Annotated in this window: 20 protein-coding genes and 1 pseudogene; 9 read left to right on the top strand and 12 right to left on the bottom strand. The window is 71.9% G+C overall.

Annotated elements, in window-relative coordinates; translation table 11 throughout:
- The first annotated feature begins 113 nt into the window (after window positions 1-113).
- Complete coding sequence (locus LNK82_RS18425; protein WP_230568233.1) at window positions 114-944, top strand: class I SAM-dependent methyltransferase; 831 nt, start codon at window positions 114-116, stop codon at window positions 942-944.
- Here the strand turns inward: LNK82_RS18425 and LNK82_RS18420 are convergent.
- Window positions 941-1885, bottom strand: a complete 945-nt coding sequence (locus LNK82_RS18420; RefSeq protein ID WP_230568232.1) for an alpha/beta fold hydrolase — start codon at window positions 1883-1885, stop codon at window positions 941-943. The genes LNK82_RS18425 and LNK82_RS18420 overlap by 4 nt on opposite strands.
- Window positions 1886-2139: 254 nt before the next feature.
- On the opposite strand from LNK82_RS18420, the gene LNK82_RS18415 reads away from it, so the two are divergent.
- The 4 genes and pseudogenes from LNK82_RS18415 to LNK82_RS18400 all read left to right on the top strand — a co-directional run bounded on the left by LNK82_RS18415 (window position 2140) and on the right by LNK82_RS18400 (window position 6054).
- On the top strand, window positions 2140-2829 hold the full coding sequence (locus tag LNK82_RS18415) for a response regulator transcription factor (RefSeq protein ID WP_230568338.1): 690 nt from the start codon (window positions 2140-2142) through the stop codon (window positions 2827-2829).
- A gap of 425 nt (window positions 2830-3254) precedes the next feature.
- A pseudogene (locus LNK82_RS18410) lies at window positions 3255-4289 on the top strand (HAMP domain-containing sensor histidine kinase).
- Window positions 4290-4568: 279 nt separating this feature from the next.
- A complete protein-coding gene (locus LNK82_RS18405; RefSeq protein WP_230568231.1) occupies window positions 4569-5063 on the top strand; it encodes a hypothetical protein in 495 nt (164 codons plus the stop codon).
- A 247-nt stretch (window positions 5064-5310) separates the two neighbouring features.
- Window positions 5311-6054: an NPP1 family protein gene (locus tag LNK82_RS18400; protein ID WP_230568230.1), complete on the top strand. Its 744-nt coding sequence runs from the start codon at window positions 5311-5313 to the stop codon at window positions 6052-6054.
- Window positions 6055-6094: 40 nt separating this feature from the next.
- Here LNK82_RS18400 and LNK82_RS18395 read toward each other — a convergent pair whose 3' ends face one another.
- The gene (locus LNK82_RS18395) at window positions 6095-6529 is read right to left on the bottom strand and encodes a cupin domain-containing protein (protein WP_230568229.1); all 435 of its coding nucleotides are present in this window, start codon (window positions 6527-6529) and stop codon (window positions 6095-6097) included.
- A gap of 84 nt (window positions 6530-6613) precedes the next feature.
- Here LNK82_RS18395 and LNK82_RS18390 point away from each other — a divergent pair, with 84 nt between their 5' ends.
- Window positions 6614-7465, top strand: a complete 852-nt coding sequence (locus tag LNK82_RS18390) for a LysR family transcriptional regulator (RefSeq protein WP_230568228.1) — start codon at window positions 6614-6616, stop codon at window positions 7463-7465.
- Window positions 7466-7469: 4 nt separating this feature from the next.
- Here LNK82_RS18390 and LNK82_RS18385 read toward each other — a convergent pair whose 3' ends face one another.
- Complete coding sequence (locus tag LNK82_RS18385; protein WP_230568227.1) at window positions 7470-8291, bottom strand: peptidoglycan DD-metalloendopeptidase family protein; 822 nt, start codon at window positions 8289-8291, stop codon at window positions 7470-7472.
- Between the two features lie 136 nt (window positions 8292-8427).
- On the opposite strand from LNK82_RS18385, the gene LNK82_RS18380 reads away from it, so the two are divergent.
- Window positions 8428-8940: a hypothetical protein gene (locus LNK82_RS18380; RefSeq protein ID WP_230568226.1), complete on the top strand. Its 513-nt coding sequence runs from the start codon at window positions 8428-8430 to the stop codon at window positions 8938-8940.
- Between the two features lie 42 nt (window positions 8941-8982).
- Here the strand turns inward: LNK82_RS18380 and LNK82_RS18375 are convergent, their stop codons facing one another.
- A complete protein-coding gene (locus LNK82_RS18375; RefSeq protein WP_230568225.1) occupies window positions 8983-10053 on the bottom strand; it encodes a histidine phosphatase family protein in 1071 nt (356 codons plus the stop codon).
- 285 nt (window positions 10054-10338) lie between these two features.
- Between LNK82_RS18375 and LNK82_RS18370 the strand changes: the two genes are divergently transcribed.
- Window positions 10339-10893, top strand: coding sequence for a DUF6630 family protein (locus LNK82_RS18370; RefSeq protein ID WP_230568224.1), 555 nt, complete (start codon window positions 10339-10341; stop codon window positions 10891-10893).
- A 367-nt stretch (window positions 10894-11260) separates the two neighbouring features.
- Here LNK82_RS18370 and LNK82_RS18365 read toward each other — a convergent pair whose 3' ends face one another.
- The 8 genes from LNK82_RS18365 to LNK82_RS18330 form a co-directional block, all read right to left on the bottom strand.
- The gene (locus LNK82_RS18365) at window positions 11261-11527 is read right to left on the bottom strand and encodes a hypothetical protein (protein WP_230568223.1); all 267 of its coding nucleotides are present in this window, start codon (window positions 11525-11527) and stop codon (window positions 11261-11263) included.
- 310 nt (window positions 11528-11837) lie between these two features.
- Window positions 11838-12029, bottom strand: coding sequence for a hypothetical protein (locus LNK82_RS18360; protein WP_230568222.1), 192 nt, complete (start codon window positions 12027-12029; stop codon window positions 11838-11840).
- Between the two features lie 260 nt (window positions 12030-12289).
- A complete protein-coding gene (locus LNK82_RS18355; protein ID WP_230568221.1) occupies window positions 12290-13231 on the bottom strand; it encodes a Gfo/Idh/MocA family protein in 942 nt (313 codons plus the stop codon).
- On the bottom strand, window positions 13228-15375 hold the full coding sequence (locus tag LNK82_RS18350; RefSeq protein WP_230568220.1) for an alpha-galactosidase: 2148 nt from the start codon (window positions 15373-15375) through the stop codon (window positions 13228-13230). Before LNK82_RS18350 ends, LNK82_RS18355 begins: the two co-directional genes overlap by 4 nt.
- A 44-nt stretch (window positions 15376-15419) precedes the next feature.
- On the bottom strand, window positions 15420-16601 hold the full coding sequence (locus LNK82_RS18345) for an ROK family transcriptional regulator (RefSeq protein WP_230568219.1): 1182 nt from the start codon (window positions 16599-16601) through the stop codon (window positions 15420-15422).
- Window positions 16602-16651: 50 nt separating this feature from the next.
- Window positions 16652-17518, bottom strand: coding sequence for a carbohydrate ABC transporter permease (locus tag LNK82_RS18340; RefSeq protein WP_230568218.1), 867 nt, complete (start codon window positions 17516-17518; stop codon window positions 16652-16654).
- Window positions 17515-18453, bottom strand: a complete 939-nt coding sequence (locus LNK82_RS18335) for a carbohydrate ABC transporter permease (RefSeq protein WP_230568217.1) — start codon at window positions 18451-18453, stop codon at window positions 17515-17517. Before LNK82_RS18335 ends, LNK82_RS18340 begins: the two co-directional genes overlap by 4 nt.
- 10 nt (window positions 18454-18463) lie before the next feature.
- Window positions 18464-19855, bottom strand: a complete 1392-nt coding sequence (locus LNK82_RS18330) for an ABC transporter substrate-binding protein (protein WP_230568216.1) — start codon at window positions 19853-19855, stop codon at window positions 18464-18466.
- A gap of 194 nt (window positions 19856-20049) precedes the next feature.
- Here LNK82_RS18330 and LNK82_RS18325 point away from each other — a divergent pair, with 194 nt between their 5' ends.
- Window positions 20050-20841 (top strand): sugar phosphate isomerase/epimerase family protein, encoded by a 792-nt coding sequence (locus LNK82_RS18325; protein WP_230568215.1) that lies wholly within the window; start codon window positions 20050-20052, stop codon window positions 20839-20841.

The following is a 20841-nucleotide window of genomic DNA, read 5'->3' as shown; positions in this document are numbered from 1 at the left end:
CAGGCGGCGGATACCGGAACGCGCCGGGCCTCCGAACCCGACGCGGCGCAGACCCGCACGGCGCGGCGGGAACGCGGTCACCGAGGCGGCGGGGCGGCGGTAGCGTCCGGCGGATGACCGTGCGGGTGGATCCGACCAACTCCGACCAGCTCACCGCGTGGGACGGCGACCAGGGCGCCTTCTGGACCGACCACGCCGACCGCTTCGACGAAGGTGCCGCCCGGTACCACGAACGGCTGCTCGACGCGGCCCGGGTGGACCCCACCGACCGCGTCCTGGACATCGGCTGCGGCACCGGCAAGTCCACGCGCGAAGCCGCCCGGCGCGCCGCCCACGCCCTCGGCGTGGACCTGTCGTCCAGGATGATCGAAGAGGCACGGCGGCGGGCCGGGCTCGACGGGATCGCCAACATCGCGTTCGAGCAGGCCGACGCCCAGGTGCACCCGTTCCCCGAGGCCGCGTTCGACCTCGTGATCAGCCGCCACGGGGTGATGTTCTTCGGCGACCCGGACAAGGCCTTCGCCAACATCGCGACCGCCCTGCGACCCGGCGGCCGGATGGCGCTGCTGACGTGGCAACCGTTGGCGCGCAACGAGTTCGCGTCCACGTTCCGCACGCTGTTCGCCGCCGGCAAGCCCCTGCCCGCAGGGGCGCACCCGTTCTCGCTCGGCGACCCCGACCGGGTGCGCGCGCTGCTGACCGGCGCGGGCATGACGGACGTCGAGCTGCACGCCGTCAGCGAACCGGTGTGGCTCGGCCACGACGTGGAGGACGCGTTGGCGTTCATGACCGCCCGGCAGGCCTCTCAGCTGGCCGAACTCGACGAGGACGCGCGCGCACGGGTCGTCCAGGCCGCACGGGAGGACATCGCCCGGCACCTGGACGAGCACGGCGTGCGCTACGCGTCCGCCGCGTGGATCGTGCAGGCGGTCAAGCAGCCCTAGGCGGAACCCCGCCGTCCCAGCCAGTTCAGGATCACCCGGTTCGTTTCTTCCGGCTTCTCCTGCTGGATCCAGTGACCGCAATCCAGGCTGACCACCTCCACCTCGGGCACGAAGTCCGCCAGGTTCTCCGACTTCGCCACCGGATCCCGGTCGCCGTAGACCATGAGGGTGGGCTGGTGGATGATCGGGTCCACGTCCGCCAACAAGTGCCAATTGCGGTCGAGGTTCCTGTACCAGTTCACACCGCCCGTGAACCCCGACGATTCGAAAGCGGACACGAACACGGCCAGTTCACCATCGCTCATGACGGGCTCACCGAGCGGCTTTTCCGCCCTGGCAAGATTGATCAACGCCATACCCGGCCGGGGTTCTGCGGGAGGCACGTTCTTCCGGTACAGGTTGCGGAGGAATCGGAGCGGGTTCTCGTCGAACACGGCGTCCGCGACGCCTGGCTGCCGGTTGAAGTGGACGAAGTAGAAGTCGCCGCCGAACACCTGTTCCAGGACCTCGATCCAGGGCTTCTCGCCGCGTTCGATGTACGGCAAGCTCAGGTTGACCACCTTGTTCACCCGCCCGGGGTGCAACAAGGTCAACCCCCAGACGACCATCGCACCCCAGTCATGGCCGACGAAGGTGGCATCGTCGTAGCCGTAGTGGTCGAGAAGTGCGACGAGATCACCCGACAGGTGTTCGATGTCGTAGTCGGTCACCTCGGTCGGACGGGACGAGTTGCCGTAACCCCGCTGGTTCGGAACGATGACGTGGTAGCCTGCGGCGACGAGGGCGGGAATCTGATAACGCCACGAAAAGGCGTGCTCCGGCCAGCCGTGGCAGAGCACGATGGGCTCGCCGCCGTGGTGCCGGCCCGCTTCGAAGACTTCGAGTTCCACGCCGTTGACGGAAACGGTGGTGGGCTCGGGAAAATCGGTTGGGTTGAACATCGTGTTCCCTCGTCATCCATGAACAGGGTGGTTCGGCCTGATCGGCTGCCGCCACCGTAAGCGGCATTGCGGACAAGTCCGGCCCTCGATAAGTGGCGACGGAGAAAAATGCGGAAGGACCCCACCGGTCGAGCGCTTCGGCACCCGAGCCGGCCGAGAGCGCAGCGACGAACACCCCGTCCGCGGCCAGAACGGGGCAGTTCCCTCAGGTTGGCCTCCGTATCCTGGCCGGCGTGGGCGGACCTGGTCGGGCGATGACGCTGCTGGTGGTGGACGACGAGGCGACCGTGCGCGAGCTGCTGTCCGCGACGCTGAGGTTCGCGGGGTTCCGGGTGACGTCCGCGGCGACCGGCGCCGAGGCGCTCGCCGCGGCCACCGCGGAGGCGCCCGACCTCGTGCTGCTCGACGTGATGCTGCCGGACGTGGACGGGTTCGAGGTGGTCCGGCGGCTGCGTGAGCGGCGCGCGGAGGGCCACCGCGGTCCGGTGCCCGTCCTCTTCCTCACCGCGCGGGACCGCCAGTCCGACAAGGTCACCGGGCTGTCGCTCGGCGCGGACGACTACGTGACCAAGCCGTTCGACCTGGAGGAGCTGATCGCCCGGATCCGCGCGATCCTGCGCCGCACCTCGGGCCACCAGGCCGGCGTGCTGACCGTGGGCGCGCTCGCGCTCGACGCCGAGGGGCACCAGGTGACGCGGGCGGGACGGCCCGTCCGCGTCTCGCCCACCGAGTTCCGGCTCCTGCGCTACCTGATGGAGAACGCCGGGCGCGTGGTGTCCAAGGCGCAGATCCTCGACCGGGTGTGGCGCTACGACTTCGGCGGCGACGCCGGCATCGTCGACACCTACATCTCCTACCTGCGCCGCAAGGTCGACGTCGAGGACCCCAAGCTGATCCACACCGTGCACGGCGTCGGCTACGTGATGCGGGAGCCGACGGGGTGAGGCGCGTGCTCGGCCGGTTCTCGCTGCGGGCCAGGCTGCTGCTGCTCACCTCGGGCCTGCTGCTGGCCGGGTTGGGCCTCGTCGGCGCGGTCGTCTCCGACCAGCTGGAGCGCTACCAGCTCGCCCGCATCGACGACCAGCTGCGCTCGTTCGCCGCGATCGTCTCCGGCGTGTCGACCACCGGGCCACCCGAGGTCGTGGACACCGCCCGCCACCCCGAACTCCTCGACCCGGCCCTCGAACTTCTCGGCACGCCGTACCTGGTGTACCTCGACGCGGACGGCGAACCGGCGGGCGGCATCCACGCCAGCCGCCTCGACGGCGCGACGTTGCCCTCGCCCGACGAGCTGCGCGCCGTCCCGGCCGGTGGTGACGCCGTCGACCTGCGCGCCGCGGGCGACTCGGCGAGGTGGCGCGCCGTCGCGATGCCGATCACCGGCTGGGGCGGCACGGTGATCGCCGCCGCACCGCTCGCCGAGGCCGACGCCACCGTCGCCCGGCTCCGGACGACCAGCCTGGTCAGCGGCGCCGTGCTGCTCGTGCTGCTGACGGCGGTCGGCTGGTTCGCGCTCGGCCGCGGCCTGCGACCGCTGCGCCGGATCGAGCACACCGCCGCCGCCATCGCCGACGGCGACCTCACCCGGCGCGTGCCCGTGCTCGCCGCGCCGACCACGGAGGTCGGGCACCTCGCGGCGTCGCTCAACACCATGCTGGGCCAGCTCGAACAGGCCTTCGCCGACCGGGCCGCGGCGGAGGCCCGCATGCGCACGTTCCTGTCGGACGTCAGCCACGAGCTGCGCACGCCGCTGTTCGGCATCAAGGGCTCCACCGAGCTCTACCGGATGGGCGCGATGCCCGGGCGCGCCGACGTGGACGAGGCGATGCGCCGGATCGACCGCGAGGCCACCCGGCTCACCGCCCTCACCGAGGACCTGCTGCTGCTCGCCCGGCTGGACGAAGCGCCGGAGGGCCAGCTCGACCCCGCCCCGATGGACCTGCGCACCCTCGCCAACGACGCCCGGCACGACCTGCGCGCCCTCGACCCGTCCCGAAAGGTCGAGCTCACCGGCCCCGACGGCGCCGGACCACCCGGACCGGCCCCGGTGCACGGCGACGAGGACCGCCTGCGCCAGGTCATCACCAACCTGGTGGGCAACGCCGCCACGTACACCCCGCCGGGCACCGCCGTCCGCATCGGCGTCGGCACGGCGGACGGCCGCGCCGTGCTGGAGGTAGCCGACGAGGGGCCGGGCCTGACGGCCTAGCAGGCGACCCGCGTCTTCGACCGCTTCTACCGCGCCGACCACTCCCGCAACCGCACGGGCGGCGCCAACGCCGGGCTGGGCCTGGCCATCGCCCGCTCCCTCGCCCGCGCGCACGACGGCGACATCGACCTGGACACGGCGCTCGGCGAAGGCGCCCGCTTCCGGCTCACCCTGCCGCTGCTCGACCAGGACTGAGCGCCGGGATCCGGCGCGTGCCGGCACAGCGGCATTCCGACGCGAAACCCCCCGTCGTGGGGCACGCTTCTTGCGCAACGTTCCGCAACCCGGTCCACTCGTGCGAGCGCCACCGGCTCTCGGCGGCGGCACACCACTGCCGCGAACAGGCCAACTTCACGGTTGCGCCTGGACAGCGGCTGGTGAGCGGGGCGGTTCGGCGTCCACCCTGCTCCGACCACCATCCGCCGCCGCGTTCGCCGGGGTGAGCGCGGCCCATCCTGATCAAGGAGTGCTCGCATGTCTCGGAGCAGCGGCTTACGCAGACGCTTCACCACCTTCCTCGCCCTCACGTCCGCCGTGTTCCTCGGCGCCTCGTTGACGGCCACGCCCGCGCAGGCGACCTACGGTCCCGCGCAACCGGTGGACATCCAGCTCAGGGGTTACTCGGGCGGTTACACCACGCTGGTCGGCCGGCTGGTCGGCACGGTCCGGTTCGACGACGGCAACTCGCTCTACCGGCTGGACCTGACGCTGTGCCGCCAGTCCAGCTACACGAGCACGAAGCTCACGGTCAACGTCAACGGGGCCTTCCACCAGTGGTACTCCCGCGAGGACGGCTACCGGCCGGAGGCCTGCGGGGGCGGGCACGGCCTGTCCGGCGTGGTCAACGTCGACCTGCCCTACGCCGGCGTCGTGCAGAACATCGGCCTGGTCTACGAGGGGCTCCACTTCTCGGGTTCGACCGCCACGCCGGTCTCCCGCGGCGCGTTCTACGACAACCCGTTCAACTAGTGCGGTGACCCGGGTGGCGGCCCCCGCCACCCGGTCCGCCGATGTTCGCCGCGTGTTCGCCTCGCCGCGACCATCGGCGGGTTGACGACGTCACGCCCCGGCCGGGAACCTCGGTGCCGGCCGATGATCTCCGCGACACCGGCCGCTCCGCCGCCGTGCCAGTCGACACCGGATGGAGGGCATGGTCGTCGTGACCGCCCAGTTGACCGACCCGTCCCGCACCCCTTCCCGAACCAGGCGGACGACCGTGAGACTGCTGAGCGCGCTCGTGGGCGCGACTCTGCTCGCGGTGCTCGTGCCCGGAGCCGCGTGGGCCGAGCCGCCACAGGCCCTGCCCGCGAACTACACCGCCGCCGACGGCAAGTGGCAGCCGGCGTTCGACTACGACACCGACGGCTGCTACCCGACACCGGCGATCTCGCCGTCCGGGGCGGTGGCCACCGGGCTGAAGAACTCCGGAGCCCTCAACGGCCAGTGCCGCGACCAGTCCGACCTGGACAACACGAACTCCTACTCGCGCTCCAAGTGCAACAACAACTGGTGCGCCTACCTCTACGACCTGTACTTCGAGAAGGACCAGGCCGTGGCCGGCTGGGACTGCTGCGGCCACCGCCACGACATCGAGCACGTCATCGTGTGGGTCAGCGGCGACCAGGCCCAGTACGTCTCCACGTCCGCGCACGGCAAGTACTCGACCTACCTGCGTTCCCAGGTCGCCTGGGAGGGCACGCACCCCAAGATCGTCTACCACAAGGACGGCCTGAGCACGCACTGCTTCCGGCTCGCGGGCGCGAGCGAGCAGCCGGAGAACCACTACGGCACGTGGCAGTACCCGGACCTGGTCAGCTGGGACCGCTTCCCCGCCGGCGTCCGCGACATCCTGGTGAGCGCGAACTTCGGCAGCGCGAGCCTGGCCATCAAGGACGGCGCGTTCGCCTACAACCTCGCGCAGGCGAAGCCGAGCGGCATCCCGTTCGACCCGAACGCCTGACCCGGCGCGGGAACCCCGTCCGCCCGGGCGGGGTTCCCGCTCACCCGGTGAAGTGGACGTCGTAGCGGTCCTGCTCCGACCGCAGGGCCTCGACCGTGTCCAGGCCACGCGCGATGCGGCCCAGGTGGCGGAAGTAGCCGAACCGCTCGACACCCGGCGTGAGGACGACGAGCACGTCGGCGTGGTGGCCCGGCGCCGCGCCGAACGCGTGCGGCACGCCCGGCGGCACGATGACCAGCCCGCCGCGGTCCACTGTGGTCGTCGCCCCGTGCCGGAACTCCAGCACGCCGTCGAGCACGTAGAACAGCTCGCTGGACCGCGCGTGGAAATGGGGCTTCGCGCCGTCCGCGCCGACGTCCAGGGTGAGCCGGTTGACGCCGAACGCGCCGCCGTCGGCCAGGAGTCGGAACGCGCTTCCGCCGGACAGGGCCACGACCTCGGCGGTGTCGGCGGGGATCACGGTGATCGTTGACATGCCCCGAGTCAAGCGCGGGAACAACGCGCGAACCAGGAGCGGTTGACGATGGCGGGGATCACCGGACGTGATGGATCGAGGGGCGTGGAGTTCCGGCAGTTGGAGGCCTTCCTGGCGGTCGTCGACGAAGGCGGGTTCGGGCGGGCGGCGCAGCGGCTGCACATCGTGCAGTCGGCGGTGAGCCAGCAGGTCAAGCGGTTGGAGCGGGAGCTCGGCGTGACCCTGTTCGACCGCGGCGGTCGCGTGGTGCGGCTGTCCGCGGCCGGTGAACGCCTGCTGCCCGAGGCGCGGGCCGTGCTCGCGGCCGTGCGGCGCACCCGTGAGGTGGCCGCACGGGTGGCGTCCGGCGCGGAGGGCGTGGTGCGGCTCGGCACGGTCAACGGCTCCGGCGAACGCCTCTACCGCGCGTTGGCCAGGCTGGACGCCGAAGGGCTGCGGGTGCGGCCGGACCAGTCGCCGCCGGCGCGACGGCTGGCCGCCGTGCGGGACGGCGCGCTGGACGCGGCCCTGGTGCGGGCGGCGACCGACGTGCCGGGGCTGACGGTCGTGCCGGTGTGGACCGATCCGCTGTACCTGGCGCTGCCCGCCGCCCTGGCCGACCGCCGCGGACCGCACCTGGGCGACCTCGCCGACCTGCCGCTGCGCCTGGCTCCCCGTGAGCACAACCCGCCGTTCCACGACCTGATCACGACGGCACTGCGGGCGTCGGGCCACGTGCCGCCGGCCGGGCCGCCGTTCACCACGCTCCAGCGGACCCTGGCGGACATCGCGTCGGGGCCGCCGTCGTGGACGGTGGTCTACCGGGTGACCGACCTGCCGCCCGCGCCGGGCATCGTGTTCCGCCGGCTCGCCGACCCGGTGCTCACGACCTCGCTCGTCCTGCCCGCCACGCCCTCTCCGGTGCGACGGCACCTGCTCGCCGCGTTCGGCGGATGACGGTTCAGTCGTACTGGTCCTGGTTGAGGAAACGCGCGAAGCCGCGCCACGAGTTCGGGCCCATCACACCGTCGATCGGGCCGGTGTAGCCCCACCGCGCCGCCAACCGCTGCACCGCCGCCCACGTGTTCGCACCGGGCGCACCGTCGATCGGGCCCGCGTAGCCGTGCGCCCGCATCGCCCGCTGCAACGCCGCGTACGTGTTCGTCCCCGGCACGCCGTCGATCGGACCGGTGTACCCCTGCTCGATGCGCAGCCAGTTCTGCGCTCGCTTCCACATGGTCGGGCCGGGGACTCCGTCCTGCTCGGTCGTCGTCTTGGGCAGGCCGCTGCCGCTGCCGACGTAGAGCAGCGGGTTGATGCGGGTACCGCTCGGGTTGACCATGTGCCAGTGCAGGTGCGGTCCGGTCGACGAGCCCGACCCCGGTGCGCCGACCGCGCCGCCGGACAACCCCACGACACCGCCCGTGCCGACCCGCGTGCCGTTGGCCAGCAGGAACTGCGACAGGTGCAGGTACTGGGTGCGGTAGCCGTTGTCGTGCTGGATGGTGACGGTGTGGCCGCCCGTGCCGTTGTTCGGGATGTTGGTCACCACACCGCCGCCCGCCGCCGGCAGCCGGGTGCCGACGGCCATCCCGTAGTCGATGCCGCCGAGCGAGCCGCTGTTCAGGTGGTCCTGCCAGGTGCCGGTGATCCGGTAGCCGGTGAACGGGTTGTAGAACCCCGGGACGGCGGCGCCCGCCGTGCCCGTGCCGAACGCCGTGATGACGCCGGCCGCCACCGTGCCCCGCAACAGGGCACGCCTGCCGATCCAGTCGTTGGTCATCACCCGAACGTAGGGACGGTGTGGCGCACTGACATCCTGTGTTCGACCGACGGCCATTCGGGTGGGTCGCCCGGTCGAGCGGGTGGTGCCCGCCGGGACCGGCTAACGGCGCCGCGGCCGCGGCGAAGGTCCGACCATGAGACTGTCACGACTCGTCCTCGCCCTGATCGCGGTGCCGGCGTTCGGCCTGTCCGCCGTGCCCGCCCACGCCCTGGCCGTCGAGCAGACGTGCGTCGGCACGGAGGTCACCACCTTCGACCCGCCGCTCACCCTGACCGCGCGCCCGGTCACGATCACCGTCAGCGGCACCTACCCCACGTGCACGAACGCGGGCGCGGTGACCGCGACCTACAGCGAGACGTTCAGCCTCACCGCGTCCTGCCTGGTGCTGTTCGACTCCGGGTCGGCGCTGCGCACGTTCACCTGGGGCGGGACGGTGGCGTCGAGCGAGTTCCAGTACAACGTCACCTCCAGCGCGGTGGCCGGTCAGGTCGTGGTCACGAACACCGGCGTGATCACCTCCGGTGGTTTCGCGCCCGCCGGCGCGGTGCAGGTGATCACTCTGGTGACGCCGAACATCGCCCAGTGCCTGGCCGGCGGGGTCGCGAACGTGGCGGGGCCGACCACCCTCACCATCCACCGACCGTGACTGTGGCGTCGTCCCACCGCGCCGTTGGCGCTGGACCACTCGTCACACTGCGCCGAGTCGCCGACCGGGGACCACCGAACTGGGCGGCACGTTCATCGCTTCCAGCCGGGTCTGCCCGGCCGACAGCGTGAACCGGCTGAAACAGCCGGTGTCCCAGGGCACTCGGCGCACGTCGTCCAAGTCGCCCCCGAGCGCCCGCCCCACCAGCCACGAATGCGGCCCGGCGTGGCCGACGACGAGCACCCGCTTGCCGGCGTGGAGCGCGGGCAGGTCGTCGAAGAACGACAACGCACGGGCCGCTTCGTGGGACTCGTCCGACGCGTTGTCCCGCAGCGCTTCGGAACGCTCGACCGTCACGTCCAGTCCCGCGGTCGCGAGCCTGGCGGTGTCCCAGGCCACCGCGGAGTCCGAGCTGACCACGACGTCCGGCGCGAACCTCCGGACCGCCGCGCCCGCAGCCGTCGCCTCCGCCCGGCCGAGCGCGGAAAGCCCCACCCCGAACGCCTCCCCAGCGTGGTCGGGCTCGCCGTGGCGGAGGAAGAGCAGGTCGACCTCGTGATCATCGACCTCGACCGACGGGCCCTCGGTCCGTTCGAGGTCGATGATGTCGAGCACGTCGTCGCAGACTTCCTCGGGCAGCTTCCCCCGGATGCCCAGGGACACGCCGATCGGCCGGAAAGCTTCGTGCAGCTGACGGATCCGGGCCTCGTCCATTTGCTGGAGCGGGTCGCGGAGCAGGTTGCGGTGCAGCAGGTCCGCCACGTCGGCGGCCAGCGAGATCGTGATGAGCTGATAGCCGCGCCGTTCGAAGCGCAACGCCTGGCCCGCCAGGAAGTCGAGGTCCTCGAACACACCGTCCACCACCGGCAGGAACCCGCTGTCGCAATAGGACAGCGCGAGGTCGAGGCACGCGAGCTCGGACGCCTCCAGGGTGAAGGCGGTGAAGTCGCGCGGGTGCGCCATGTACCTGACGGAGTCGTTCGACACCCGGACCGAGGGTGGCAGCGCGTCCCTGAGCAGGGCCGCCGTCGTCGTCTTCCCCGTGCCCGGCAGGCCGCGGATCAGCACGGCGAACCGCCGCCCCACCACATCACCCGTCTTCGCGTCGTCCATCGATGTCACCGAACCCCACGTCGAGCCTAGCGCAACGGTTCACCACCACCCGTAACTCTGGCGCCGCAACCGCTCGATCCGCACCCAACCGCACGCGGACGGACCGCAGCCACCGATCCTCTGTCCTCAGTAGACGGTCGCCTGCCGGGATGTCGCCCTGGCGCCTTGCGGCCGTTGAAGATCCGGTCGACCTTGCACTGCGAGACGATCGTCGACACCGCCACCAAGCATGAACCGGTCAAGTGATTGCTACGATCACAACTCCCCACCCTGCGGAGGTCGAACGTGCCGCCAACCACGCGCGACGCTCTCGTCGCACTGGCCGCCTTGCTGGCCCCCGACGTTCCGGCCGTCGCCGACCTCGTGACCAGCGCCCACGACGACCCCGACGGCTACTTCCACACCCACGCCGACCGCCTCGACGAACGGGGCATCGACGAGCCCGTGCCCGAGCTGGCGTGGATCGCCCTGGTCGACGCGCTCACCGACCACGACCTGCTGGCCGAGGTGGACTGGAAGGAGGCGGCCGGCGAGATCGTCGCCCAACTGCGGACCCTGCGCTCCAGCCCCACCGACCCGGCCGCGTGGACCTGGTTCGGCGACCTGACCGACGACCAACCCGCCTACGACTTCCTGGACCGCGCAGGCGCCGAACTCCGCGCCACCGGCACCACCCTCGCCGTGCTCGACATCGAGTCCGACTGCTACCCCCTCGTGCTCCTGCCGAACACCCACGCCGACACCGCGCGCGACCTGGCCACCGCGGCGGGCTTCACCGCCGGCATCCTCGGCACGCCCGCGCCCACCCCGCCCCCTACGCTCCAGGAACCGCCCCACTGACCCCACCGACCGCACCGGCCCACTCGTGGTCGCCGCCGGGCCGGCCGTTTTATCCGGCTAACGTGAGACATGCGATTCGGGTTGTCCCAGGTTGCATTCTTCGCCCAGTCGAGTGATCGCCCCCCAGACACGAAGACCACCAACCCCACCCCCGCCCGACGACGCCGCCGTGTGGGGCGCGACCGGACCCGACGCCGGATGGACCCGCGACCGGATCGTCCCGGCCACGCTGGAGCGCCGCGTCACGCTGTTGTGGGCCACCCGTGCGGTCGGCACGGAATGAACCCGAAGTCGCGTCGCTGCGGGAGATCTCGCTGTGGGTGCGGCAGGGCTGGAAACCGGTGCGGACGTAAGCGACGCGGGCGCTCTACGGGTACGCACGCTCGCACGCCAGACTCGCGTCCTTGGCCGCAACGTCGAGTTCGCGGAGCATGGCCTCGCACTTGGCGCGGTTGTTGTTCCGCCCTTCGGCGCAAGCCTCAGCATGAGCGTTGGTGACCTTGTAACCCTCCTCATCCAGAACCTGGACGCAGTCCACAAGCCCGGCTTGGGCCGGTGCGGCGGTCATCAGCGGGAGGGCTGCCGCGGCGAACGTGGCGATGGCCACGCCGACCACGCGGGCGTTACGGAACATCGGTCACCTCGTCGTTGAAATGGAGCTCAGACCCGGACGACCTGACATGCGCCCCGGATCAAGAGCGAAACCCTGGTATTGCGAGTGTCCGGCGCGACAGGCGAACGTGCTCACCGCCCAAGCCCATCGGGAACCCGCCTCACCCGACCGGGCTTCGACATGTCCGGCGGTGTGACCAGTGCCGCCGTGACCGGTACGTCGGGCGGCGGTCGCCCTGGTCACCGTCGGGTGGTTCGCCGTCACGGTCGGCTGGCCGCAGCCGCTTGCCGGTGTCCGCTCACGGCAAGCCGAGGACCGGTCACCCGCCAACTCAGCCGGTCCGCATCCGCAACGCGATCTCCCGCGGCGATCTGACCTCGGGTTCGGATGGGTCCCCCTGCCGGGTGGGCGGACCTGTCGCGGAGGTGGCGGCGGTGCCGGGCCGGTCCAGTGGGCCGGTGCCGTCGTCCTCGGACACCGTGCCGCCCAGGGCTGTGGCGACCGTGGCCCACCGCAGCGTCACCCGCCGTTCGAGGGCGGCGATCAGGACTTCGGGCCGCGTCCACCCGGTGTGAATGATCAGCTGCTGCCACTGCGTCCACGGGACGCTCGCCGCGAGGAAGGGCCGCCTCCGGAAGACCTTCTACGCCCTCGGCCCGTGGCAACTCAGGCTGACGGTGATCGACGTCCCTGTGGATGTCGCGCCTGGCACTCAAAGGGCGCCATGGCAAAACGTGCGACACGCGCGTTCTGGACGTAGGACACGCGGGACGGTCGCGGTGGTTAGGACGAGGTAGGTTGATTGGCCACGTCCCGGACCCTGCAGCAGAGTTCCTGCGTGCGCACGGCGTCAGCGTAGTCGCACACGAGCAGGGTCGGGTCCTGTTGCCGAACGGCGCTCAAGAACCGCTCGTCCGCGATCACCAGAGGGTCGCGGCCGACGGGCACCTCGTGGCTGCCGTCGGCGTCCTCCCGCCTCAGCACCTTGCTCGTCAACGTCAACTTCCGCCCCTCGCAGAAGAACTCGATCCCGGCGTCCACGGTGCCGTGCAGGACGCACGTCGCCGTGAACACACCCACCGCCCCCGAGTCGAACGCGAGCGTCGCCGCGCTGACCGTCGCCACGTCCAACCCGGGGTGGTCCGCGAGCGCCGCACGTCGCCCCACCGCGTGCACCACCTCCGCCTCGCCCACCACAAAACGCGCCAAGTCGAACAAGTGCGTGGCCTGCTCCACCACCTGCCCACCGCTCTCCGCCTCGACCCGCCACCACGGCGCCGGCGGCACCAGGCCGTGCCAGGCGGCCCGCACCAGGTGCGGCGGCGTCTCGGCGAGCATCCGGCGCAGTTCGGGGATCACCTCCATACCGCGCCAGTAGTAACCGACGCCGGCCATCACCCCGCTCTCGCGCAACGCCGTCTCCACCCGACGCGGCCCGGCCGAGTCCGTGCCCACCGGCTTCTCCACGTAGAACGGCACACCGCCCGCGATGAGCGCGTCCTCGATCTCGCCGTGCGCAGCCGGCGGAACGCAGACCCACGCCGCGTCCACCTCCTCCCGCGCCAGCAGATCCGCGGTGTCCCGATACGCCCGACCACCCCACCGCGCCGCGGCCTGCTCGGCCCCGGACCGGCCGACGTGACCGACGATCTCCACCCCCGCTCCGGCCAACGCCGCCGCGTGCCGGCCGGCGATGTACCCCGTCCCGATCAACGCCACCTTCACCTGGTCTCCTCCTCCACCCCGTGCCAGACCTCGATCCGGCTCCGCCAGTCCTCGGTGTGCCCCGGCGCGGGCGGCGGCGGGAAGGCCGAAGGCAGCCCCACGGCCATCAACGCGGCCCCGGTCGTGACGAGACCGTCGCCCGAACGCCGGTAGCGCCGCTCGGCGTCCAACCCCCGCAACCGGATCCGGCGCGGCCCCTCCCCCGCCACCCCGCGCACCTGGTACACGAACACCACGACCTCACCCCGGTCACGGGACACGTACTGCACCGCGCACGGCCCGGTGTCCGACGGCGGCACGAGCCAGTGCTGGTCACCGTCCTGGATCGTCGGCCGCACCCGCTTGTACCGCGCGATCAACCCCGCGGCCCGCGCCCGCTCCTCCTCGCCCCACCCCAGGATGTCGCCGGAGATCCCCAGCACGCCCTGCATCGCGACGTGGAACCGGAACTCCGCCGGGCTGGTGCGGCCGGTGGTCGGCTCCGGCGCGTCGGCCACCCACCCGACCATCGCCCTCGGCGCGTAGGCGCGGCTGAACCCGTACTGCATCCGCAACCGGTCCGACGGGTCGGTGTTGTCGCTGACCTGCGCCATGTCGGCCACCCCGAGCATGCCCAGATCGGCACGCCCACCACCGCCCGCGCACGTCTCGACCATCAAATCGGGGAACTCCGCGCGCAGCCGTGCGATCACCTCGTAGACACCGCGGACGTGGCGCACCCACACCTCGCGCCGCCGTGCCACCGGCGCCTGGGGCCAGCCCACCTCCGTGTACGGCCGGTTGTGGTCCCACTTGACGAAGTCGATCCGGTGCTCGCCCAACAGCGCCCGCACCTGCCCGAACACCCCCTCCCGCACGTCGTCCCGGGCGAAGTTGAGCACGAGTTGGTTGCGGGACGACGTGGTCTCGCGGTCCGGCAGGTGCAGCACCCAGTCCGGGTGGGCGCGGTGGAGGTCGCTGTCCGGGTTGACCATCTCGGGTTCCAGCCAGATCCCGAACTTCATCCCCAGCCGGTGCACCTCGTCGATCAGCTCGCCCAGGCCGCCGGGGAACTTCACCGGGTCGACCACCCAGTCACCGAGCCCGGCGTGGTCGTCGGTCCGCCCGCGGAACCAGCCGTCGTCCACGACGAACAGCTCGACCCCGAGTTCGGCCGCCCGCGCGGCGAGCCGGAGCTGGTGACCCACCTCCACGTCGAACGACGTCGCCAGCCAGGTGTTGTAGTGCACCGGCGGCGGGGTGTCGCGGTGCCGTGCGGGCAGCACGTGGTCGCGCTGGTACCGGTGCATCAGCCGGGCGGCTCCGTCGAGGCCGCCGTCGCTGTACCCGCACACCAGCGACGGCGTGCGGAAGCTCTCGCCCGGTTCGAGGTGCCAGGCGGAGTCGAACGGGTTCACGCCCGCGACCACGTGCAGCGCGTCGTTGCGCTCGGTCTCGAACACGATCGACCAGTTGCCGCTCCACGCCAGCGCCCCGAACCAGACCGGCCCCTCCTCCCCCACCCGGGTGAGCGCGAACCAGGGGTTGGCCTCGTGGCTGGTGAACCCGCGCCTGCTCTCCACCACGACCTTGCCCGGCGCCAGCTCGCGGCGGGTCAGCTGGTACTCGTCGCCCCACCGGCCGTGCAGCGTCCACGACTCGTAGCGCGCCGGGGGCAGGCCGAGCACGGCGCTCGCGATCCGCTCCACCCGCAACGGCGCCGCGCCCCGGTTCTCCACCCGCACGTCGCGCACCACGACGCCGTGCTCGACCGACACCGCGAACCGGTGCTCCACCACGAGACCCGAACCCGGGTCCTCGAACACGAGCCGCAGCACGTCGTCCGAGACGTGGTCCTCGCGCAACGACAACCGCGACACCGACGAGCCGTCCTCGCGGACCACCACCAGCCCCGGCTCCTTGAACGCCGGATCTCCGTGCACCGAGTACGCCAGCGGCACGCCGTCGAGGAAGTGGGCTTGCGACGGCCGGTTCCACGGCGTGTGCGGCAGGTACGAGTCGCCGCCGAGACCGCCGCCGTCGCCGCCCCAGTGGTCGAGCACCACCACCCCACCGTCCGCGACGGACAACAGCATCGCGTTCCACGCCGTCCGCACCAACCAGGCCGGTCGCCCGGCGCAGGTGGTCCGACTGATAGCAGGCATCGCTCTCCCTCGAACTCGAGAAATCGCCCGGCCGTCGACGCGGGTCAGCCTTCCGGCGCGAGCCGCGCGTCGACCGCCTCGGCCGAGAAGACCTGGTCGATCACCATGTGTCGCGCCCCGTGGACGCCCGCCCGGTCGCCGAGCCGGCTCTGCACGACGGCCAAGCTGCTGGTCAACGCCGACACGGTCCGCTCGTACAGCCGCTCGCGGACTCCGACGAGGAGGTGTTCGCGGGCGAGCGCGAGGTCGCCGCCGATCACCACGACGGTCGGGTTGAGCAGCGCCACCGCCGTCGCCAGCACCTCGCCCAGCAGCCGTCCGGCGTCGCGGACCAAGGTGATCGCGTCCGCGTTGCCCTCCAGCACGAGGCGCACGACGTCACGGCTGGTCCGCGCCTCGATCCCGCGTTCGGTGAGCTGACGGGCCAGCGCCGCCCCGCTCGCGTGCGCGGCCAGGCATCCGGTCGCGCCGCACCGGCACCGGGCGCCGTCGACCGGCCGGGCGATCCGGATGTGGCCGATGTCGCCGCCCTGGCCGGTCGCGCCCCGCTCGGGCCGGCCGCCGAGGATCACCCCGGCCCCGATCCCGGTCCCCACCTTCACGAACAGCAGGTTGTCCACGTCCGGGTAGCGCTCGCGGACCTCGCCCAGCCCCAGCAGGTTGGCGTCGTTGTCCACGAACGCCGGGCACCCGAGGGCGTCGGCGAGCGTCTTCGCCACCGCGGTCCCGTGCCAGCCGGGCATGATCGGCGGCTGCACGGGCCGCCCGGTCCGGAAGTCGACGGGCGCGGGCAGCCCCACACCCACCCCGGCGAGCCGGTCCCGATCGCGACCGGCGCCCTTCAGCAGCTCGCGGCACCGCCGGATGACGAGCTTCAGCACCACGTCGGGGTCCTGGCCGATCGTCAGGTCCTCGGTGCGCTCGCCCAGCATCCGCCCGCCCGCGTCGGTCAGCGCGAACCGCGCGTGCGTGGCGCCGAGGTCGGCCGCCAGCACCAGCTTGTCGCTCTCCTCGAACGAGAGCACCTCGGCCGGTCGCCCCGCCGTGCCGCGCCGCTGCTCGACCGTGCGGATGTACCCGGCGGAGATGAGCTGGCTGAGGCGCAGCGCGACCGTGGAGCGCGACAGGCCGGTGAGTTCCTGGAGGTCCTTGCGCGTCTTCACACGACCTGACCGGACCAGCGCGAGGATCTCGCCCGGTGACGCCGTGAACCCGCTGCGCCCCACCCGGGGTTCCCTCCTCGCCGCAGGTGTCGGACCCGCTGCCACCACCGCGTTCAGCCCTTCTCCGCGCCGCTGGTCAGCCCTTGTGAGAGTAGCCGTTCGGTCAGGAAGAACAGCAGCACCACCGGCGCGGTGATGACGACCGACCCGGCCATGAGCACGGTGGTGGGCACCTCGATGCTGCCCGACAGCTGCGCGAGCCCGAGCGAGACCGTCCAGCTCTCGCGCCGCTCGACCAGGAAGAGCAGGGCGAACAGGAACTCGTTCCAGGCGATCATGAACACGAAGATGCCGGTCGCGATCACCGACGGCACGGCCAGCGGCAGGCTGATCCGGCGGATGACGCCGACCCGGCTCAGGCCGTCGACCAGACCCGCCTCCTCGACGCCCGCCGGGATCGTCTCGAAGTAGTTCTTGAGCATGTAGATCGCCACGGGCACGGTCTGCGCGATGTAGACCAGCACCAGGCCGAGAAGCGAGCCGCGCAGCTGCATCCGGGTGAGCAGCACGAACAGCGGTATCGCCAGCACGATGCTCGGGAACAGGTACACCACCAGGAACAGCGAGCTGACGTGCCGCCTGCCGAAGAACTCCAGCCTGCTCACCGCGTACGCGCCGGGGATCGCGATCGCCAAGGCCAGCGCCACGGACGCCGTCGCCACGATCGCGCTGGTGCCCAGCAGGCTCAGGAACCCCTGACCGCCCTCCGCCACGGGCCGCAGCACGTCGGCGTACGTGGCCAGGGTCAGCTCGCCCAGGTCGACCAGCAAGGAGTCGGGCCGCCGCAACAGGTCCTCGATCGGCCGCAACGACAGCATCAGCATGGAGTAGAACGGCAGCAGCGTGGCGATCAGGAAGCACCCGATCACCACCGGCCGCAGCACGGCGATCACCGCCCGCTCGAACCCGTCCCGGGTCACGTCCTCGCCCCTTCCCGCCGCCGCAGCAACCACAGGTAGGCGCTCAGCAGCACGACCAGCACCGACGCCAGCAGCACGGACTGGGCGGCGGCGGCGCCGACGTTGCGCTGCACGGTCAGCAGCTCGTACACCCGGACGCTCACCACCTCCGTGCCCGCCGCGCCACCGGTGAGCAGGAAGACGTCGTCGAACTCGTTGAACGTCCAGATCGTCCGCAGCACCACGAGCACCGCGATCACCGGCATCAGCTGCGGCAGCACGACGTGCCGGAACCGCTGCGTCGGCGTCGCGCCGTCCACGGTCGCGGCCTCCTCCAGGTCGCCCGGCAGGGCCGACAACCTGGCCAGCAGGAACAGGAACGCGAACGGGAAGTACCGCCAGCCCTCGAACGCGATCACGGTGAGCAGCGCGGTGGGCACCGGCACGTCGAGGCCGAGCACCGTGATCTCGCCGCGCGCCTGCGACAGGAACGCGATCGGGTCCTCCCACCCGAACAGCCGCCTGCCCCAGCTGTTGACGATGCCGAACTCCGGGTTGAGCAGCACGCGCCAGACGAACGTGACCGCGACGACCGGCGCCACGTACGGGATGAGCATCGCGGCGCGCACGAACGACCGGCCGGGGAACGGTCGCCGCACCGCCAGCGCCGCGACCAGCCCCAGCACCACGGCGAGGGCCGTCGAGCCCACCGTGTAGACGACTGTCGTCCGCAGGCTGTCCCACAGCACGTCCGAGGCGAACACGCGGGCGAAGTTGTCCAGCGTCAGCTTCTCGAACAGCCCCGTGCGGCCCACGTCGATCAGCCGCACGCGCTGGAACGCGATCAGCACCGACCACGCCACCGGCACGAGCACGACCGCGAGCACGATCACGAGCGTCGGGGTGAGCAGCAGCAACCCGGTGCGGGCGTCGTGCCGCCTCAGCGTTCGCGCCACCGCGGACCCGCTACTCGCCGAGTTCCCGGGCGAGCGTGGCGGCCTGCTCGCTCGCCTTGCGCGCCGCCGCGGGCGCGTCACCGCCGCCGTTCACCGCCTCGGCCAACGCCTTGGGCACGACCAGTTGCCCGGCGACCGCGCCCGCGAGTTCCCCCTTGCCCTGCGTGAAGCCCCACCGGCTGAAGCTGCGCGGGCTCTCCTGCACCACCCGCAACGTCTCCGCGTCGTAGAACTGCGCCAGCGGCGCCTTGGCGTCCACGCCGACGTCGAGCCCCAGCCACGCCTCGACGTGCTGCCGCGGGTTGTCCCTGGTGCCCGCGCGGACCGGCACCTTGCCCTCCGGCGCGATGGCCAGCCAGTCCCGGTACCCGTCGGTCATCAGGTACTCGACCAGCTTCTTCGCGTCGTCGGTCGCGGCGTCCTTGAGCACGGCGAACGACGCGGTCTCGCCGAACGTGGTCGGCTCACCGCCATCGGGCCCGCTCAGCGCGGCCACCACGCCGGTGTTCCGCGCGAGGAACGTCGGGTCGGCTTGGCACTGCGGGCACGTCGGCAGCGCGTCGTTCCGCAAGCCGGCGAGCTCGTCGAGCAGGTACGACGACCAGATCACCATCGCCGACCTGCCCGCGAAGTACGTGGCCCGCGTGGTGTCGACGTCCTGGTTGCCCGCCACCGAGTGCCGGGTGACGAGGTCGGTGTAGAACTGGAACGCGCCGACGCACTCGGGGCTGTGCAACGCCACCTGCCCGTCGTCCCCGACGAGCCCGCAGCCGTTGGCGAGCGCGAGGTGCTCGAACGTCTGGTGGGTGAACACGTCGGCGGGCGTGGTGCTGACGGCGATCCCGGCGACGTCGCCCTGGTCGAGCCGTTCGGCGGCCTGCCGGATCGCGTCGTAGGTGGTCGGCGGCCGCAACCCGGCCGCGGCGAACAGGTCCTTGCGGTAGAACAGGAGTTGGGCCCACCCGTCGCTGGGCACGACGAGCTGCGCGTCGCCCTCGCGGGTCAGCTCCAGCGACTGCGGCGCGAACGTGTCCGCGCCGAGGCCGGCCACGACCTGCTTGGCCGCCTCGGTGTCGAGCAGGTCGTCGGTGCGCAACTGGCTCATGATCGGCAGCGAGATCGACCCGATCACGTCCGGCAGCTCGCCGGACGCGGCGGCCGAGGTCAGCACGGTCGTGAGCTGGTTCTCGGCGACCGCGACCACCTCGGTCTCGATGCCGGTCCGCTCGGTGAACCGCGCCAGGAGGCGTTCCTGGGCGCGCACCCGGTCGGCGGTGTCCTCGATGGTCCAGAAGACCAGCGGGCCGTCCGCCCCACCACCGGGATCGCCGCTGCCGCAGGCCGACAGCACGAGGGCGACAGGCGCCGCGGCGGCGAGCACGCGCAGTCCACGTCGGGTCATGGTTGCTCCCTTCCGGTGGTCCGCGACCTCTCACGGGCCAGGGCCGGGTGTCCGGTGGCGTCACTGAACACCCGGGTTTGTCCCGTGACAACCGCCAATCCGGACGTGACTTCGGGCCCGCAGCAGGGGTGTTGGCACGCCGTTCGCCGATCGGACCACACAGGGATCGGGATACCGCATTGTCGTTTTGACTGATGACGGGATTAATGTCGGCCATGCCGCAGTGGAAGATCGCCTGTCAGGAGCAGCTGCTGCCGGGCGCCTCGATCGAGCAGAAGTGGGAGTTCGCGCAGTCGGCGGGTTTCGCCGGGATCGCGCTGCGCACGCGGGGCGGCGAGGCGTTCGAGACCAGACGGGCCGGGCTGGAGCGCGCGGCCGGCCACGGTGTCGTGCTGCCTTCCGTGCGCCTTGACGTGCCGCCCCACGTCGGCGACGTCGATCGACAGGTGTCCTCGTTCGCGGCGCTGGGCGCGCTGGCAGTGGTGGTGCCGGTGTCCGACGCACGCCGGGTGCCGCTGCCGCGCTCGTCCACACCGGACACCCCGGACCACGGCTCGCCAGCGCACGGCCTGCTGACCGACGGCCTGCGCCGCCTCGCCGAGCGGACCGCGCGGGAGGGCCTGTCGCTGTGCCTGCAACCGGTCAACCGCTACGAGGGCCAGCCCGTCAACACGCTCGAGCAGGGGGTGGAGCTGTGCCGCGCGCTGGGGTCCGCGCGGGTCGCGGCGGGCACGTTCCACATGAACATCGAGGAAGCCGACCCCGCCGGCGCGCTGCTGGCCGCCGGGCCGTGGCTGGGGCACGTCGAGCTCGCCGACTCCAACGGGCTCGAACCCGGCGCGGGCCACGTCGACTGGCCGTCGCTCTTCGCGGCGCTCGACGCCGCCGGGTACGAGGGGTGGGCGAGCGTCGCGTGCCGCCTGTCCGGTCCGGCCGACTCCGCGTTACCCGCGGCGGTCGGCGTGCTGCGCCAGGCGGGCGGATGA

Source organism: Saccharothrix luteola (assembly GCF_020859565.1).
Taxonomy (GTDB): domain Bacteria; phylum Actinomycetota; class Actinomycetes; order Mycobacteriales; family Pseudonocardiaceae; genus Actinosynnema; species Actinosynnema luteola.
The sequence above is the reverse complement of the archived record's forward strand: the minus strand, read 5'-3'. Positions and strand labels throughout refer to the sequence as shown.

What these genes read in the sequence shown, in the direction of transcription:
- LNK82_RS18425 (WP_230568233.1), top strand. Translation starts at nt 114, where the DNA reads ATGACCGTGCGGGTGGATCCGACCAACTCCGACCAGCTCACCGCGTGG.
- LNK82_RS18420 (WP_230568232.1), bottom strand. Translation starts at nt 1,885, where the DNA reads ATGTTCAACCCAACCGATTTTCCCGAGCCCACCACCGTTTCCGTCAAC.
- LNK82_RS18415 (WP_230568338.1), top strand. Translation starts at nt 2,140, where the DNA reads ATGACGCTGCTGGTGGTGGACGACGAGGCGACCGTGCGCGAGCTGCTG.
- LNK82_RS18405 (WP_230568231.1), top strand. Translation starts at nt 4,569, where the DNA reads ATGTCTCGGAGCAGCGGCTTACGCAGACGCTTCACCACCTTCCTCGCC.
- LNK82_RS18395 (WP_230568229.1), bottom strand. Translation starts at nt 6,529, where the DNA reads ATGTCAACGATCACCGTGATCCCCGCCGACACCGCCGAGGTCGTGGCC.
- LNK82_RS18385 (WP_230568227.1), bottom strand. Translation starts at nt 8,291, where the DNA reads ATGACCAACGACTGGATCGGCAGGCGTGCCCTGTTGCGGGGCACGGTG.
- LNK82_RS18380 (WP_230568226.1), top strand. Translation starts at nt 8,428, where the DNA reads ATGAGACTGTCACGACTCGTCCTCGCCCTGATCGCGGTGCCGGCGTTC.
- LNK82_RS18375 (WP_230568225.1), bottom strand. Translation starts at nt 10,053, where the DNA reads ATGGACGACGCGAAGACGGGTGATGTGGTGGGGCGGCGGTTCGCCGTG.
- LNK82_RS18365 (WP_230568223.1), bottom strand. Translation starts at nt 11,527, where the DNA reads ATGTTCCGTAACGCCCGCGTGGTCGGCGTGGCCATCGCCACGTTCGCC.
- LNK82_RS18350 (WP_230568220.1), bottom strand. Translation starts at nt 15,375, where the DNA reads ATGCCTGCTATCAGTCGGACCACCTGCGCCGGGCGACCGGCCTGGTTG.
- LNK82_RS18330 (WP_230568216.1), bottom strand. Translation starts at nt 19,855, where the DNA reads ATGACCCGACGTGGACTGCGCGTGCTCGCCGCCGCGGCGCCTGTCGCC.
- LNK82_RS18325 (WP_230568215.1), top strand. Translation starts at nt 20,050, where the DNA reads ATGACGGGATTAATGTCGGCCATGCCGCAGTGGAAGATCGCCTGTCAG.